This window comes from Billgrantia sulfidoxydans (genome assembly GCF_017868775.1).
GTDB classification, from domain to species: Bacteria; Pseudomonadota; Gammaproteobacteria; order Pseudomonadales; family Halomonadaceae; genus Halomonas; species Halomonas sulfidoxydans.
Genome location: NZ_CP053381.1, coordinates 398,305 through 414,601 on the forward strand (window position 1 = coordinate 398,305; position 16,297 = coordinate 414,601).

General features: G+C 67.0%; 16 protein-coding genes and 1 riboswitch. Of the genes, 6 read left to right on the plus strand and 10 right to left on the minus strand.

Annotated elements, in window-relative coordinates:
• The first annotated feature begins 8 nt into the window (after positions 1 to 8).
• Positions 9 to 98: riboswitch (S-adenosyl-L-homocysteine riboswitch) on the plus strand.
• A gap of 16 nt (positions 99 to 114) precedes the next feature.
• Together ahcY and HNO51_RS01890 are read left to right on the plus strand one after the other, a co-directional pair.
• On the plus strand, positions 115 to 1,524 hold the full coding sequence (gene ahcY, locus HNO51_RS01885) for an adenosylhomocysteinase (RefSeq protein ID WP_209538343.1): 1,410 nt from the start codon (positions 115 to 117) through the stop codon (positions 1,522 to 1,524).
• A gap of 176 nt (positions 1,525 to 1,700) precedes the next feature.
• The gene (locus HNO51_RS01890) at positions 1,701 to 2,033 is read left to right on the plus strand and encodes a four-helix bundle copper-binding protein (RefSeq protein ID WP_197449381.1); all 333 of its coding nucleotides are present in this window, start codon (positions 1,701 to 1,703) and stop codon (positions 2,031 to 2,033) included.
• Positions 2,034 to 2,049: 16 nt separating this feature from the next.
• On the opposite strand, the gene HNO51_RS01895 is transcribed toward HNO51_RS01890, so the two are convergent.
• From HNO51_RS01895 to HNO51_RS01915, 5 genes are all read right to left on the minus strand, one after another.
• Positions 2,050 to 2,514: a hypothetical protein gene (locus tag HNO51_RS01895; protein WP_197449382.1), complete on the minus strand. Its 465-nt coding sequence runs from the start codon at positions 2,512 to 2,514 to the stop codon at positions 2,050 to 2,052.
• A gap of 9 nt (positions 2,515 to 2,523) precedes the next feature.
• Positions 2,524 to 2,874: a DUF6152 family protein gene (locus HNO51_RS01900; RefSeq protein ID WP_197449383.1), complete on the minus strand. Its 351-nt coding sequence runs from the start codon at positions 2,872 to 2,874 to the stop codon at positions 2,524 to 2,526.
• Between the two features lie 67 nt (positions 2,875 to 2,941).
• Positions 2,942 to 3,871, minus strand: coding sequence for an AEC family transporter (locus HNO51_RS01905; protein ID WP_197449384.1), 930 nt, complete (start codon positions 3,869 to 3,871; stop codon positions 2,942 to 2,944).
• A gap of 89 nt (positions 3,872 to 3,960) precedes the next feature.
• Positions 3,961 to 4,302: a hypothetical protein gene (locus HNO51_RS01910; RefSeq protein WP_209538344.1), complete on the minus strand. Its 342-nt coding sequence runs from the start codon at positions 4,300 to 4,302 to the stop codon at positions 3,961 to 3,963.
• A gap of 26 nt (positions 4,303 to 4,328) precedes the next feature.
• On the minus strand, positions 4,329 to 4,640 hold the full coding sequence (locus HNO51_RS01915; RefSeq protein WP_197449385.1) for a hypothetical protein: 312 nt from the start codon (positions 4,638 to 4,640) through the stop codon (positions 4,329 to 4,331).
• 353 nt (positions 4,641 to 4,993) lie between these two features.
• Here HNO51_RS01915 and metF point away from each other — a divergent pair, with 353 nt between their 5' ends.
• Positions 4,994 to 5,848 (plus strand): methylenetetrahydrofolate reductase [NAD(P)H], encoded by an 855-nt coding sequence (metF, locus tag HNO51_RS01920; protein WP_197449386.1) that lies wholly within the window; start codon positions 4,994 to 4,996, stop codon positions 5,846 to 5,848.
• 55 nt (positions 5,849 to 5,903) lie between these two features.
• Complete coding sequence (gene sodC, locus HNO51_RS01925) at positions 5,904 to 6,440, plus strand: superoxide dismutase family protein (RefSeq protein ID WP_197449387.1); 537 nt, start codon at positions 5,904 to 5,906, stop codon at positions 6,438 to 6,440.
• 89 nt (positions 6,441 to 6,529) lie between these two features.
• On the opposite strand, the gene HNO51_RS01930 is transcribed toward sodC, so the two are convergent.
• The 5 genes from HNO51_RS01930 to prlC all read right to left on the minus strand — a co-directional run bounded on the left by HNO51_RS01930 (position 6,530) and on the right by prlC (position 14,176).
• Positions 6,530 to 8,725: a TRAP transporter permease gene (locus HNO51_RS01930; RefSeq protein WP_197449388.1), complete on the minus strand. Its 2,196-nt coding sequence runs from the start codon at positions 8,723 to 8,725 to the stop codon at positions 6,530 to 6,532.
• An 88-nt stretch (positions 8,726 to 8,813) separates the two neighbouring features.
• Complete coding sequence (locus tag HNO51_RS01935) at positions 8,814 to 9,800, minus strand: TAXI family TRAP transporter solute-binding subunit (RefSeq protein WP_209538345.1); 987 nt, start codon at positions 9,798 to 9,800, stop codon at positions 8,814 to 8,816.
• A gap of 285 nt (positions 9,801 to 10,085) precedes the next feature.
• The gene (locus HNO51_RS01940) at positions 10,086 to 11,807 is read right to left on the minus strand and encodes a Na/Pi cotransporter family protein (RefSeq protein WP_209538346.1); all 1,722 of its coding nucleotides are present in this window, start codon (positions 11,805 to 11,807) and stop codon (positions 10,086 to 10,088) included.
• 2 nt (positions 11,808 to 11,809) lie between these two features.
• Positions 11,810 to 12,055, minus strand: a complete 246-nt coding sequence (locus tag HNO51_RS01945; RefSeq protein WP_197449391.1) for a YheV family putative zinc ribbon protein — start codon at positions 12,053 to 12,055, stop codon at positions 11,810 to 11,812.
• 69 nt (positions 12,056 to 12,124) lie between these two features.
• A complete protein-coding gene (prlC, locus tag HNO51_RS01950) occupies positions 12,125 to 14,176 on the minus strand; it encodes an oligopeptidase A (RefSeq protein ID WP_197449392.1) in 2,052 nt (683 codons plus the stop codon).
• Positions 14,177 to 14,318: 142 nt separating this feature from the next.
• On the opposite strand from prlC, the gene HNO51_RS01955 reads away from it, so the two are divergent.
• Both HNO51_RS01955 and HNO51_RS01960 read left to right on the plus strand, forming a co-directional pair.
• A complete protein-coding gene (locus HNO51_RS01955) occupies positions 14,319 to 15,659 on the plus strand; it encodes a sodium-dependent transporter (RefSeq protein WP_209538347.1) in 1,341 nt (446 codons plus the stop codon).
• Between the two features lie 39 nt (positions 15,660 to 15,698).
• Positions 15,699 to 16,262, plus strand: a complete 564-nt coding sequence (locus tag HNO51_RS01960; RefSeq protein WP_209538348.1) for a gamma carbonic anhydrase family protein — start codon at positions 15,699 to 15,701, stop codon at positions 16,260 to 16,262.
• Positions 16,263 to 16,297: the final 35 nt, after the last annotated feature.

A 16,297-nucleotide genomic window follows, 5' to 3' on the forward strand; every position in this document is an offset into this window, starting at 1 on the left:
TGTTGCTGCTGTCCGAGGGGCGCTGCAGTGCAAGGGGCCATGACTCGTTGCGCGAGGCTCGGGCAGGGACATCGCAGACGCAACGGCGCCCATTCCCCGGAATGGAGAGTGACGATGACAGCCATGGCTAGTGCCAAAGCCGCCACGCAGGACCACAAGGTCGCCGATATTTCCCTGGCCGACTGGGGGCGTCGCGAGATTCGTATCGCCGAGACCGAGATGCCGGCGCTGATGAAGATCCGCGCCAAGTATCGCGACGAGCAGCCGCTGGCCGGTGCGCGTATCGCCGGCTGCATTCACATGACCATCCAGACGGCGGTGCTGATCGAGACCCTGATCGACCTGGGCGCCTCGGTGCGCTGGTCGTCGTGCAACATCTTCTCGACCCAGGATCACGCCGCCGCCGCCATTGCCGCCGCGGGCATCCCCGTGTTTGCCTGGAAGGGCGAAACCGAGGAGGAGTTCTGGTGGTGCATCGAGCAGACCGTGGAAGGCCCCGATGGCTGGACGCCCAACATGGTGCTCGACGACGGCGGCGACCTCACCGCGCTGCTGCACGACAAGCGCCCCGAACTGCTCGATGCCATTCACGGCATCTCCGAGGAGACCACCACCGGGGTGCATCGCCTGCAGGAGATGCTGCGCGACCGCACGCTCAAGGTACCGGCGATCAACGTCAACGATGCCGTGACCAAGTCCAAGAACGACAACAAGTACGGCTGTCGCCACTCGCTCAACGACGCCATCAAGCGCGGCCTCGATCACCTGTTGGCGGGCAAGCAGGCGCTGGTGGTGGGCTACGGCGACGTGGGCAAGGGCTCGGCGGCGTCGCTGCGCCAGGAAGGCATGATCGTCAAGATCGCCGAGATCGACCCGATCTGCGCCATGCAGGCGTGCATGGATGGCTACGAGGTGGTCTCGCCCTACCTCGACGGCGTCAACCGCGGCAAGGAGAGCGTCGACCGGTCGCTGCTCGCGCGCATCGATCTGGTGGTCACCTGCACCGGCAACATCCAGGCCTGCGACGCCGCCATGCTCGAGGCGCTCAAGCCCGGTGCGGTAGTGTGCAACATCGGCCACTTCGACAACGAGATCGACACCGCCTACATGCGCCGCCACTGGCACTGGGAGGAGGTCAAGCCGCAGGTGCACAAGGTCTACCGCGACAGCAAGCCGGGCCACTACGACCCCGCCAGCAGCGACTACCTGCTGCTGCTCTCCGAAGGGCGCCTGGTCAATCTGGGCAACGCCACCGGACACCCGTCGCGGGTCATGGATGGCTCCTTCGCCAACCAGGTACTGGCGCAGATCCATCTCTACCAGCAGCGCTTCGCCGACCTGCCGCCGGCCGACAAGCAGGGCGGCCTGGCGGTGACCGTGCTGCCGCGCCATCTCGACGAGGAGGTGGCCCGCTACATGGTCGAGGGCTTCGGCGGGGTACTGACGCACATGACCGAGCAGCAGGCGGAGTACACCGGGGTGCCGGTCGAAGGCCCCTACAAGCCGGATGCCTACCGCTACTGAGACGTGCTGCAGAGTAATGACAACGCCGCCTGCGGGCGGCGTTCTTGCGACTGGCGTGTGACGTTATGTAGGGCCGCTTGTGGTGGCGGGTCGCCTTGGCTAGCTTTTGGGTACTTGAGGCGCCGCTGTGACAGCGCGCCTTCGAGTCCCAGCGAACGACCATAGGAGTGAACGAGATGGATTTTGGTCACTACAAGTCGTGTATCGAAGCCTGCCATGTCTGTGCCGCTTACTGCGACCGCTGCGCCACTTCGTGTCTGCAGGAGGACGACGTCAAGATGATGGCGGAGTGTGTCCGCCTCGATATGCAGTGCGCGCAGATCTGCCGGCTGGCGGCCTCCTTCATGGCCCAGGGTAGCGAATATGCCAAGCAGCTGTGTCGCCTATGCGCCGACATCTGCCAAGCCTGTGGCGATGAGTGTGCCAAGCACGAGGCCGAGCATTGTCAGGAATGCGCCAAGGCCTGCCATCGCTGCGCCGAGGAGTGCAGCGCCATGGCGACCCAGTAAGGACCCTCTGGCGGGGTCACTCCTCGACGAAGGCGAGGAAGCGACCCGCCAGCAACACCGCCGGCCATAGCAGCAGCGACAGCGTGCCGGCCACCAGCAGACGCCGGGGCGTGGCCTGCGCCAGCCCCGGCCCCAGGTTGAGCAGCAGGGCATTGGCGAGGCCCAGTGCAACCAGCACCAGTTTCAGGCGAAACAGCGGCATGCCGGCGTAGCCGGCGGGATCGGCGAGGAACAGCATGCTCCCCGTGGTCATGGCCAGCACCAGCCCGACGAGCGCCACCGGCTGCAGCAAGCGGCCCAGCTCCCGCAGCGCCAAGTGTTGGCGCCAGCCCAGCAGGCGCAGGTCGAGCGCGACAATGGCGCCGATCAGCAGAGCGATGCCGAGCACGTGCAGGGCGTTGATCGCCGCATAGCCCCAGCGCGACAGTCGCATCCATTCGGCGAGGGCCGTGTCGGCAAGCCAGGCCAGTAGTGCTGCCACGACAAGGGGTCAGATTCTGCCGGGATAGAGCACGAAATGCTCGCCGCCGATCCACAGCTGCTCGGCCTTCATCCGCCGTTCGCCGGAGTGCTCGCCGGAGACGCGCAGCTCCACCCCCTCGGCCAGGTCGCCCTCTGCCAGGCCGGCGCGTTCGTTGCGCCAGGGCTGGCCGACCTCCACCGTCCAGGTCTCGCCGTCCACGTCCAGCTGCACTTCGCCGTGCGGGTTGCCCAGCCGTACCTGGGTGATCGTGCCTTCGATCTCGATGGTTTCCCCTCCGGTCCAGCCATGGTGGGCCTGGACGGGGGCAAGAAACAGCAGCATGACGATGGCCAGCAGCCATTTTGCCCGGCAGCGCATGTTCGGCTCCTCCTGTGCGACCTCCTTTCAGGCTAGTCCCGCCGTCACGTCCTGCAAGGTCGCCCGCTCACAGCCCGGCCAGCGGCATGAGCAGCCCCAGGTAGAGCGGAATCAACAGCGGGGCGGCCAGAGTGGTGACCAGTACCGCCAGGGCGCCCTTCGCCGGCTGGATGCCGAGCTCCATGGCGACGACCACCACGTTGGCGGCCATCGGTACCACGCCCAGCAGCAGCAGCGCCAGGGCCAGCTCATCGGCAAGGGGCAATAGCGCTTGCAGCAGCCACACCACGGCCAGCATCATCCACGGCCACAGCAAGTAGCGGATAGCCACGCAGCCGGCCATGAAGCGCAGGTCGATCTCGCGGATCGCGACCCGGCCCAGGGTCATGCCGATGATCATCATGCCGAGCAGCGTGTAGGTGGCCGGGAACACCGCCAGGCTCTCCATCAGCGCGTCAGGTGGCGAGATGCCGAGCCCGCTGACCAGCAGTGCGGCGAGAAAGGCGTAGATCAGCGGCAGCCGCACGATCTTGGCCAGGCTCTCGCGCACCGAGAAGCGGCCGCGCGCGCTGAGGTAGAAGCCCACCGTGAACTCGTAGAGCGTCACGCCGAGGATGCAGAAGAGATACAGCGTCACCCCTTCGGCAGGCAGCAGGATCATGGCGATCGGCAGGCCGAAGTAGCCGGTATTGCCGGTACCGGAGGAGAAGGCCAGTACGGCGCTCTCCTGGGGCGACAGGAAGCGCTGCGCCAAGGGGTTGACGACGGCTGCCACCAGGCTTGCGAGCAGGAACAGCGCCAGGGTCAGCAGCAGGTAATGGGGCGTGGGGCCACCCAGCAGCAGGCCGCGGAAGAAGGTCAGCGGGGCGATGAGGTAGATCAGCAGCGTGGCGATGGGGCGCGGGTCTATCGCCAGCCGCCGGGCGGCGAGCCAACCCAGGCCGACGAAGGCCAGCAGCGTCCAGAGGGGGCCCAACAGGGCGCCGGGGTCGATCATCGCTCGTCATTCCATCGCCGAAAGCCGATATGATGCCTGCCGGCAGGGCGGCTGTCAGCATGGCGTGATCACCCCGGCGCCGCTCGGCGTCAGCCGTTGCGACGGCTCGACCTGGCCCGCTCGGCCTGGTCGTCGATGTTCTCCTTGTGGGCGGTCTTGTCGCGTGCCACCTGGGCGCCGCCTACGGGGGTGGTTTCGCGTCGGGTGTCGATACCGGGCCTCTTGGCGCTATGCTTCTGGTCGTCGACGTTGGCGTCGGGACGGTAGACGTCGTCCTGGGCGGGCGAGTCTCGCCCCCCCTTGTGTCCTGCTGACTCGTCGGGAGCGTCGCGCTCGGTCAGGCGCCGTGCCCCCTCGCGCAGGCTCTCGCGCTGCTCTTCGGGAATCTGAGTGCTTTGGCGGTGCGTGCGGTCCTGGCGTGATCGTTCCATGTCACTCTCCTCGTCGAGCTGATGGGTCAGCTTCCCTTGCCCTCGTCGCCCAGGGTGAAGGCAGGCGGATCGCTGGCAGGGAAGGTCTCCGCGTTGGCCTCGTCGAGTTCGCGCTCCTCCTGCTGCGCTTCGGCCTCGCTGGGCGATATCTCGGCATAGCCCGGCTCCAGCATCCAGCGCCGGTCGCGGTAGGCGATCAGCTGCTTCGGCACCCAGAAGCGGCTGCCGGTCTCGGTGATGATGCCCACTTTCTCGGCATCGCTCACGTCGGCCACCTTGCCGACTTGCTTGCCCGCGTCATCGAAGACGGTGGTGCCGGTGATGAGATCCTGCGTCATTGGCGTCTCTCCTCATCCGTTCGATCCCGCCCGGTGCTCTCCCTGCCCGGGCCCGAAACCCTTCCATTTCAGCGTCGCCGCCACTCGAAGCAGGGTCAATGCGACGGCGGCGACTTTTTGTTAGCAAAGTTGCCTTCGTGCAGCCGTGTGAAGTGGTCATGTGTCTGGGCGTTGGCCTCGTGGCGCGATCTGCCCGGGCTTCTAACATGACCCAGGCTCATGCAGCAGCGTGAAACTTTTCATTGGTCAGGCGCCAGCCGGGACGGCAGAATGCAGGGATTCGCAAGCCGAGCGCACGTTCACGCCGCCCCGCGGGCGACGCCGAACGGCGCCTGTTACAGAGAGAGTCATTCATGAGCACGCCGTACCCGCTGGGCATCAGTTTCGAATTCTTCCCCCCTAACACCGATGCGGGGCGCGAGAAACTGATGGGGGTGCGTGATGCCTTGGCTGAGCGGAACCCGCGTTTCTTCTCCGTGACCTACGGCGCCGGCGGTTCGACCCAGAGCCGCACGCTGAATACCGTGCGGGCCGTGCGCGAAGCGGGCGTCACCACGGCACCGCACCTCTCCTGTATCGGCAGCGAAAAGGCTCAACTGCGTGACCTGCTCGCCCAGTATCGCGAGGAAGGGATCGACAGCCTCGTGGCACTGCGTGGCGACCTGCCATCCGGCATGGGCGGTATCGGCGAACTGCGCTACGCCAACGAGCTGGTGGAGTTCATTCGCGACGAGACCGGCGACCATTTCGAGATCGCGGTAGCCGCGTATCCGGAGTCCCATCCCCAGGCGCCGAGCTTCGAGCGCGACCTCGAGAACTTCGCGCGCAAGGTCAAGGCCGGGGCCAACCTGGCCATTACCCAGTATTTCTTCTCCGCCGACGCCTACTTCCACTTCGTCGAGCGTGCCCGTGCCCTGGGCGTCGAGGCGCCCATCGTGCCCGGCATCATGCCGATCACCAACTACACCAAGCTGGCGCGTTTCTCCGACGCCTGCGGTGCCGAGATCCCGCGCTGGATCCGCAAGCAGCTCGAGGCCTACGGCGACGATAGCGAAGCCATTGCCAGGTTCGGCACGGAGGTCGTCTCGGGCCTGTGTCAGCGCCTCCTCGAGGGCGGTGCCCCCGGCCTGCACTTCTATACCCTCAACCAGGCCGAACCTTGCCTGAAGATCCTCGACAACCTGAATGGCACTCTGGCAGCGCGCTGAATCTGGGACTAGCCTGTTCCTGCACGTCCATGGAACCCGGAACAGGAGACGCTCGATGCGCCATGCCAAATTGACAGGAGTCACTGCAGCCCTGCTGCTCGCCGCGGGAGCCGCTCAGGCCCAGCAGGGGCAGGAGGTCGAGATGAATCTGGTGACGGCCGATGGGGTCGAGGATGCCATCGGGACCATCAGCTTCGAAGACACCGACCACGGCCTGTTGCTCACCCCCGACCTGAGCGAGCTGCCTCCCGGTGTCTACGGTTTCCACGTTCACGAGAACGCCAGCTGCGAGCCGGGGGAGAACGACTCGGGCGAGATGCAGGCCGCCGGCAAGGCCGGCAGCCACTACGACCCCGAGGATGCCGGCAGCCACGAAGGGCCCTATGCTGAAGGTCACCTGGGCGATCTGCCGGTGCTGATCGTCGACGAGGACGGTAACGCAACCCTGCCACTGCTGGCGCCGCGGCTCAGCGCCGAGGACCTCCAGGATCGCAGCCTGATGATCCATGAAGGGGGCGACAACTACTCAGACGAGCCCGAGCCGCTGGGCGGGGGTGGCAGCCGCATGGCCTGCGGTGTGGTCGAATCCTGAGCCTTCGGCGGCAGCGGCCGCGAGACCTTGAAGCGAGAAGGGCCCCGCCAAGTGGCGGGGCCCTTCTCGTCATGCCAGTGTCGAGCCCATCAACTCGAGGTGACGGGCTTGGCGCCGCCTCCATGCGTGCTGCGCTGGAACAGGAACAGCGACGCACCGATGGCGAGACCGACGATATCGGTATAGATGCCGCCATAGATGAGGAATAGCGCGCCGATGAACATCACCAGGCGTATCCAGGCCTTCACCGGGCCGAAGAACCAGGCCTGGACGGTCGCGGAGAGTAGTACGATGCCCAGCGTCGCGGTGACGCCGACGCGCAGGATCTGCAGCCACGAGCCTTCCATCAGCATGGCCGGGCTATAGAAGAACATGAACGGCACGATGAAGGCGGCGAGGCCGATCTTGAACGACGCCACGGAAGTGGACATGGCATTGTCGCCGGAGATGCCTGCCGCGGCGTACGACGCCAGCGCCACCGGGGGCGTGATCGCCGAGACCACCGCAAAGTAGAACACGAAGAAGTGCGCCACCAGGGGCTGAATGCCGATGTTGATCAGGCCCGGGGCCACCACCGACGCTGCCACGGCATACGCCGCCGTGGTGGGCATGCCCATCCCCAGCAGGATGCTGATGCACATGGCAAAGAACAGCGCGAGCAGCTGGCTGACACCGGCCAGGCCGAGCAGCAGCGAAGAGAAGCGCGCGCCGACGCCGGTCAGCGAGATCACCCCGACGATCAGGCCGGCGCAGGCGCACACGGCGATGATCTGGATCGACATGGTCCCTGCCAGCTGCAGCGCCCGGAGAATCGCCGCCGGGCCCATCTTGTTGGGCGAGATCCAGCTCACCACGGCCGCCGAGGCGGTGGCCAGGGTGCCGGCGCGGATCACCGAGTAGCCCATGAACAGGGCGGCGATCAGGATGATGATGGGGGCGAACAGGTAGACCTGCTTGACCAGGCGACGGAACTGCGGAATCTCGTCCTTGCGCATGCCGCGCATGCCCTTGCGGGCGGCCTCGAAGTCCACCATGAAGTAGATCGAAGCGAAGTAGAGGATGGCCGGGATCAGCGCCGCCACGGCGATCTCGGTATACGGGATGCCGGTCACCTCGGCCATGATGAAGGCACCGGCGCCCATGATCGGCGGCATGATCTGCCCGCCGGTCGAGGCGGCAGCCTCGATGGCGCCGGCGCTGCGGCCCGGGTAACCGACCTTCTTCATCAGCGGAATGGTCAGTGAGCCGGTGGAAACCACGTTGCCGGCACTGGTGCCGTTGATCATGCCCATCAGACCCGAGGCGAAGATGGCCACCTTGGCCGGGCCGCCGCGGGCGCGGCCGGCGGCGGCGAAGGCGAAGTTGACGAAGTAGTCGCCGACCTTCGAGGCCTGCAGGAAGGCGGCGAAGATGATGAACAGGATGATGTAGGTCGAGGAGACCGCGGTGGTCGGGCCGAGGATGCCGGTGTCGGTATAGACCTGGCTGAAGAAGCGGTTAAGCGACAGGCCGGGATAGCCGAGGAAGCCCGGCAGATAGGGGCCTGCCCAGACGTAGGCGAGGAAGATGGCCGAGATGATGACCAGGGCCAGACCGGCGACGCGGCGCGTCAGCTCGAGAATCAACAGCGAGCCCGCCATGGCCGCCCAGGTGATGCCGACGGGGGCGAAGGCGGTGCCGGTGGAGGCGCGCAGCGGGGTATTGAACATCACCAGCAGGTAGCCGGCGCTGGCCACGGCACAGACCATCAGCACCAGATCGGCAGGCGAGAGTTTCTCGCGTACCTGGCGATAGCTCCAGGCAAGCAGAATGCCGCCGACGGTCGCGGCCAGCAGCGGGTAGCCGAAGTGCCAGGTCTCGACCGCGGGGTCGATGCGCATGGCGCCGCCACGGATTTCCTGATACATCAGGAAGACCTGGACCAGGGCGTAGAGGCCGGGAAGCAGCAGGGCGTAGCTGGCCCAGGCCAGCCAGGTCGGGGACCGGTCGGTTCCTTCCTCGTTGGCGAAGCGGGTCCCGGCATAGAGGGCGTAGCCGAGGACGAGCGCACCCGCGATATGCACGATGCGGAACGACCAGGTTTCCATCGGATAGACGTTCAGCGAGAACAGATGGAAGCCGGAATAGAAGATGGCCAGGGCGGCGATGACCAGCCAGTGCCAGCCGACGTAGAGCCGACGGTTGGATTCGACGATATCCTCGTCGACCCCTTCGGCGATGGAGTCGGGGGTCTTGACGACCGCCTCCTCGGAAGCCCCGGGACGGGAATCGGACGTGTTGCTCATGGGGATGTCACCCTCGGGTGTAGTGCTGCTGCTGTATCATGACATGCCCCGCACCGGGCGGTGCGGGGCATAGGCCGAGCGAGGCTGCTTACTTCTTCAGTGACTCGTCGATCTCGTAGCCGTTTTCCTCATACCAGCGCACGGCACCCGGATGGAACGGCAGCACCTTGTTGTGCTTCAGGTTCTCGGGCACGCTGTGCTCGGCGCTGCGATGCACGTTGCGCATCTTGTCGTTGTTCTCCATGGTCACCTTGGTGACCTCGTAGACGAAATCTTCCGGCAGGTCGCAACGCGCGATGGCGAAGTTCCACATGGAGACGGCACGCGCATCCTCCTGCAGCGTCTCGTAGGTGCTGGCGGGAATCATGAACTCGGAAACCGGGAAGGCCTCGATCACTTGCTGCTGCTCTTCCTCGGTGAACTCGATGATGTTCACGTCGGTCTGCACTTCCAACTGGCTGACCGCCGGGATCGGAATGCCGGCAGCGAAGGCGATGACGTCAAGCAGGCCATCCTGCAGCTGGCCGCCCAGGTCGTTCCAGCCGCCGTTGCGGCGCTCGAAGTTTACCCCCAGCTCCTCCAGCATCGCCGGGAAGTAGGTGTCCGACGTGGAGGCTGCAGGACCGAAACCGATCTTGGCGCCGTCGGGGATGTCGGAGATCGACTCGATGCCGCTGCTCGACAGGGCGGTGATGGAGAACGGCGTCTCGTACATCGGGAACAGCGCACAGACGTTGTCCATCGGCACGCCCGGAGCCAGCGGGCTCTCGCCTTTCACGGCGTCCGACGCCGGGCCCATGGTGGTCAGGCCGAAGGCCACGTCGCCGCCATGCACCAGCGCCAGGTTCTGGGTCGGGCCGCCGGTCACTTCGCCGCCGCCGGAGATGTCGAGTTCGTCAGCGATCAGGTTGGCCCAGCCCGAGCCGTAGACGAAATAGGTGCCGCCCTGGCTGGCAGTGCCCACGGTGAAGTTGCTCGGCCAGTCGGAGCGATCCTGGGCAGAGGCCGAAGCGGCGGCGAGCACAAGGGCGCTGGCCAGCGTGCCGGTGAGCACTTTGGGTGTGACGTTGCGCATGGCTATCTCCGTTACATTTGTGGTTATGCATCAGCGGCCTCACGGCACGCTGTTGAACAGTATGGTGCAGAACGAGCCAAGGCGCCGGGCGCCGGGCTCGCTTATGGCATGATGACATAGCAGGGGCCGTGCCAATTGACTGTTTACCTAGACGCAACAATGCGTTGCCGTTGTTGGTTACGACCAAGGTCGAAGTCAGGCTCGCAGGCCGGGGCTGGAGTCTCGCACAGACACGCGGGGGCAGTGTGTGGAAAACCGCTCACTTCCGAGCGGTTTGCCGGTGGCTCAGGGCGGGGTGGGCTCGGCCAGCGCCGCCGCCAGGCGGCTGGCCTGGTGCAGGTCGTTCATCAGCGACGAGGCGAGCCAAGGGTCGAGGCGGTGTTCGCGCAGCCGCTTGGCCAGCTCGTGCTGCCAGTGGTGACGGACCTCCTCGATGGGGAGGGTGATCGCCAGCCCCTCTTCGCCCTCGGCTAGCCGGTTGAGGCCGTCGGCCACGGCGAGGCGCAGGGCGTCATGCGCTTCGCGCAGCGGACTCGCCGGTGCCGCGTGACGCAGCAGGCTGCGTTGCAGCACTTCACCGAATCGCACTGCTTCCACCATGCGCAGCGAGCGTGCCTGCAAAGCCTCCAATTGGGCCTGCTGGGCGGCGGTGAGCGGGACGTCGATGCGTGCCTGGAAGGCGAGGATCTCGGCCAGCAGTGGCTTGATGCGCTCGTGGTAGCGAGCATTGACGGGGGCCCAGATATCGGGATCGATGCGGGCTTCCACCGCGCTCCGCTGTGGCGGGTGGCCGATGACTTCGGCACTGGGCAGCAGGATGGCCGTGCAAAGCAGGTGGTAGGCCCGGCGATCGAGACGACGGCACTCCTGCTGCATGGCGCTGATGGCGGTATCGGCGTGGTTCAGGGCGGCACTGTCGAGATAGCGCGCCTGGGTCGGCGGCAGCCGGTGCGGCTCGGGGAAGCGGCGCTCGAGCAGATTGGCCAGGCGCGAAAGCCAGGGCAGCATCAGCGCGATTCCCAGCAGGTTGAAGAGAGTATGAAACAGCGCCAGCTTGAGCGGCCAGGCTGACTCGGCCAGCCCCGCCAGCTCGGCGATGGCATCCACCAGCCAGGCCAGTGGCACCAGCAGTACCAGCGCGACCATGGCGGTCGCCAGGTTGAAGATCACATGGGCGCCGGCCAGGCGCCGCGCGGCGGCGCCCGCCGACATGGCGCCCAGCACGGCGGTGACGGTGGTGCCGATATTGGCGCCGATGGCGATGGCCAGTGCCGGCAGGTAGGGCAGCTGGCCCGAGGCCAGTGCGGTCAGGGTGAGCAGCAGCGTGGCATGGCTCGACTGCATCACGACGGTGGCGACGATGCCGGCGAGTACGAACAGCGGCCAGTGCCACAGCCGGCTGCCGACCAGCCCATCCAGGCGCAGGCCATCCTGCCAGTCCTCGAAGCCGAGCTTCATGAAGTCGATGCCAAGGAACAGCAGGCCGATGCCCAGCAGCAGCCCGGCGATACCGGCCGAGGCGCCGCTCAACCGATAGCGGCCGAGCAGGCCGAGGGCGAGCAGCGGCATGGCGTAATGGGCCAGGTCGAAGCGCAGGCCGAACGTGGCGATCAGCCAGGCGCCGGTGGTGGTGCCCAGGTTGGCGCCGAACAGCAGCGCGATGGCGCCTGGCAGGGAGATCAGGCCGGCGCTGACGAAGGACATTGCCAGCAGCGTGACCAGCGAGCTGGACTGGACCAGGGCGGTGGCCAGCGCACCGACGCCGATGGCGCGCGCAGGGTGGCACGTGGCGGCATGCAGCCAGCGGTCGAGGGTGCCGCCGGAGAGTCGCTTGACGGCATCTTCCAGCCAGGTCATACCCCACAGGAACAGGCCCAGGCCGGCGACCAGGGTGGCGAGGTCGGGGCGTGACAGCAGCAGGGCGGCCGCTGCCGCCAGGCCGAACAGCTCCAGACGCTGCCGCCTGCCCTGGCGAGCTGCGTCGCCGGGGGTCGCCTCGCCCGTCAAGCTCAGCGGCTCCCGGGGTCGAGGATCCTTACGGTCTGGATGGCATTGCGCTGCTGCTCCTCGCGCTCGCGATTGACGCGGGTCTCCAGCTCGGCAGCCGTGTCGTCCTCGATGGCTGCCTGCTCGAAGAAGTCGCAGCTGACGCAATCACGATAGCGCACGCCGTGCTGTTCCCAGGCGCGGATTCGGTCCATCTCTCCGCAGCGGGGGCACACGGCGCCGGCGATGAAGCGTTTCTGAACGGCCATGAAAACTCCGTGGGTGTGCCACCGGGCGCGGTGGTCTGGTGCCTACCATACCGCGCCCGGCGATTGCTGTCAGGCGGCGCGAATGCCGCTATGACGCAGCAGTGGCTCGACGCTGGGCTCGCGGCCGCGGAAGGCGCGGAACAGCTCCGCGGCATCGCGGGCGCCGCCCTGCTCGAGGATCTCGTGGCGGAAGCGCCGGCCGGTTTCGGGGTCGAAGATGCCGGCCTCTTCGAAGGCGCTCCAGGCATCGGCGGAGAGGACCTCGGCCCACTTGTAGCTGTAGTAGCCCGCCGCGTAGCCGCCGGCAAAGATGTGGCTGAAGCCGTTCTGGAAACGGTTGAAGTCGGCCCTCGGGACGACCGCTACGGCGTCGCGCACCTCATCGAGCAGGGCCTGTACCTCGGCCGCCGTGGGGGCGCTGAGCTCATGATGCAGGCGCAGGTCGAACAGCGAGAACTCGAGCTGGCGCACCAGGCCCATGGCCGACTGGAAGTTCTTGGCCGCCTGCAGGCGCTCCAGCAGCTCGGCGGGCAGCGCAGCGCCGCTGTCGACGTGGCCGGCGATCAGGTCGAGGCCTTCGCGCTCCCAGCAGTAGTTCTCCATGAACTGGCTGGGCAGCTCCACCGCGTCCCAGGCCACGCCGTTGATGCCGGACACTTCGGCCACGGTCTGCCGGGTCAGCATGTGGTGCAGGCCATGGCCGAACTCATGGAACAGGGTGGTGACTTCGTCGTGGGTCAACAGCGCCGGCCTGTCGCCTACCGGACGGGTGAAGTTGCAGGTCAGGTAGGCCACCGGCAGCTGCAGGCCGCCGTCCTCGCGGCGGCGGCGCACCCGGCACTCGTCCATCCAGGCACCGCCGCGCTTGCCCTCGCGGGCGTAGAGGTCGAGGTAGAAGCCGGCGATCGCTTCGCCGTCCTCGAGGATGCGGAAGTAGCGCACCTCGGGGTGGTAGCGCGGTGCGTCGGTGTCCTCCTCGAAGGCGACGCCGTAGAGCCGCTCGACCACCCGGAACAGGCCGTCGACCACCCGCGGGGCGGGGAAGTAGGGCCGCAGCTGCTCCTGGGAGATGGCGTGGCGCGCCTCGCGCAGCTTTTCGCTGACGTAGCCCACGTCCCACGGCGCCAGTTCGGCGAGGCCGAGAGTCTCGCGCGCATAGGTCTCGAGTTCGGCGAACTCCTCCCGGGCCTGGGGTACTGCGCGGCGGGCCAGGTCCTCGAGGAAGTCCAGCACCTGGCGCGGCGATTCGGCCATCTTGGTGGCCAGCGACAGATCGGCGTAGCTGGCAAAGCCGAGCAGTTCGGCCAGCTCGTGGCGCAGGGCCAGCGTCTCCTCGATGATCGGCGCATTGTCGTACTCGCCGGCACTGGGGCCCTGATCCGAGGCGCGGGTGACGAAGGCGGTGTAGACCTCGCGGCGCAGCTCGCGGTCCTCGGCGAAGGTCAGTACCGGATAGAAGCTGGGGAAATCCAGGGTGATGCGGTACCCCTTGACCCCCTTGGCCTCGGCGTTGGCGGCCAGCGTCGCCAGGGCGCTCTCCGGCAGGCCGGCCAGCCTGGCCGCGTCGCCGATGTCCTTGTGCCACGCCTGGGTGGCATCGAGCAGCTGGTTGGAAAAGGTGTTGGAGAGCTCCGACAGGCGCGCCTTGATCTCGCCATAGCGCGTCTTCTTGTCTCCCGGCAGGTCGACGCCGGCGAGGCGGAAGTCGCGCAGGGTGTTGTCGACGCTGCGACGCTGCGCTTCGTCCAGCTCGGCCCAGGCCGGTCCCTCCTTGAGGGCCTGCCAGGCACGGAACAGCCCCTCGTGCTGGCCGAGCCAGGTGCTGTAGTCGGAGAGCTTGCCCAGGCAGGCCTGGTAGGCCTCGCGCAAGGCCGGGGAGTTCATGGTGCCGTTGAGGTGCGAGACCGGCGACCAGGCCCGGGACAGCCGGTCGTTGAGCGCCTCGAGCGGCGCGGCCAGGCTCGCCCAGGTCGGTGCCTCCCGCTGTGCGCGCTCGACCAAGGCCTCGGTGCCGGTGCGATTGTCGGCGAGCAGCTTGTCGATCGCCGGTACCACGTGCTCCGGCTTGATCTCGGCGAAAGGGGGCAGCTCGTGGGGCTCGAGCAGCGGATTGTGGGGCATGCGCACCTCGGGTTGCAGTGGGCGGATGGACGGATAAGCAGTTAGATGCGGCCGCCGGCGGCGGGTTTCAATCCCGCCGGGGGATTGGTGGCGGCGGGCCGGCCTGATAGGCTTGCGCCTCCACGAAAGTCGAGGTGACGGCATGAACGCAACCCTGGAGCGCTGGAGTACACGGCGAGCCTTCATCCTGGCGGTAACGGGCGCGGCAGTGGGGCTTGGCAATATCTGGCGCTTCCCGTACATCACCGGCGAGAATGGTGGCGCCGCCTTCCTGATGCTCTACGTGCTCTTCGTGCTGCTGCTGGGGCTGCCGGTGATGATGGCGGAGATCCTCATCGGCCGCGCCGGGCGGCGCGCGCCCATGCAGTCGCTGGGGCATCTGGCCGGCCAGGCCGGGGCCAGTCCCTACTGGCGATTGCTGGGGCTGTTCGGCGCGTTCACCGTGTTCTGCATCCTGTCGTTCTACTCCGTGGTCTCGGGCTGGTCCATCGAGTTCCTCATCACGGCGGTCAACGGCGACTTCAACGGGCGCGCTGCCGCTGATATCGCGGCCGGCTTCGAGGCCTTCTTCGGCGACCCGCGCCGCATGACCTTCAACCATACGCTGTTTCTGTTCATGACCATGACGGTGGTCGCGGGGGGCGTCGCCAAGGGGCTGGAGCGCCTCAACAATTTGCTGATGCCGCTGCTCTACCTGTTGCTGTTGCTGCTGGCGGGCTACGCTGCCACCACCGACGGGTTCGGCACGGCGCTGGTCTGGCTGTTCCGGCCGGATTTTTCGGCCATCACCCCGCAGGTGGTGATGCATGCCATGGGGCACGCCTTCTTCACCCTGGCGGTGGGCGCCTGTGCGCTGATGGCCTATGGCGCCTACATGCCGGAGCGCCAGAGCCTGCCTCATGCGGCCGGGGCGGTCGCCGTCCTCGACGTCAGCGTGGCGCTGCTGGCCGGTATCGCCATCTTCTCGGTGGTCTTTTCCCAGGGCATGGACCCGGGCGAGGGGCCGGGGCTGATGTTCGTCACCCTGCCGATTGCCTTCGCCGAGCTGCCCTGGGGGGCGCTCTGGCTCAGCGTGTTCTTCCTGCTGCTGCTGCTGGCGACCTGGACCTCGTCGATCAACCTGGCCGAACCCATGGTGGCTACCCTGCAGGGGTTGGGGTTCGGTCGCGGCAAGGCCGCTGCCCTGGTCGGCGTTGCCGTGTGGCTGGTGGGGCTGCTGTCGGTGCTGTCGTTCTCGACCCTGGCCGAATGGCGCCCGTTGTTCGGGATGAACGCCTTCGACCTGGTCACCACCATTCCCACCGAGATATTCCTGCCGGTAGGCGGGCTGCTGATCGCCACCTTCGCCGCCTGGGTCATGCCGCGCGAGGCAGCCCAGGCGGCCCTGGGTGCCGGTGGGGCGGGCTTTCGCCTGTGGCAAGGGGTGGTACGCTGGATCTCGATTCCGCTGGCGGCGATGGTGCTGTTGGCAGGGCTGTGGTAGACAAGAGGCGCCGGCCACGGGGCCGAACGGGAGGCATGCATGAGTAAGAGCGATTCCATCCGCCACTGGCGTGGCACGCGACCCACCCTGGGGGCCAGGGTCTTCGTCGACCCGGCCAGCGTGGTACTGGGCGACGTGGTGCTGGGTGATGACTGCTCGGTCTGGCCCATGGCGGTGATTCGGGGTGACATGCACCGCATCCGCATCGGGGCGCGCACCAGCGTGCAGGATGGCAGCGTGCTGCACATCACTCACGCCAGCGATTTCAATCCCGAAGGCTTCCCCTTGACCATCGGCGACGAGGTCACCATCGGGCACAAGGCCATCCTGCACGGCTGCACGCTGGGCAACCGTATCCTGGTGGGGATGGGCGCCATCGTCATGGACGGCGCGGTGGTCGAGGACGAGGTGATCATCGCCGCCGGCGCCGTGGTGACGCCGGGCAAGCGTCTCGAAAGCGGCTTCGTCTATGCCGGCAACCCGGCCAAGGCGCTGCGCCCCCTGAAGGACAAGGAGCGTGCCTTCTTCCCCTATACCGCCGGCAACTACGTGAAGCTGAAGGATCAGTATCTGGCCGAGTGTGGCGAGGCATCTGCCGAGTAACGCCACGCCTCCCTTTCCGACGACAAGCCTTTGTT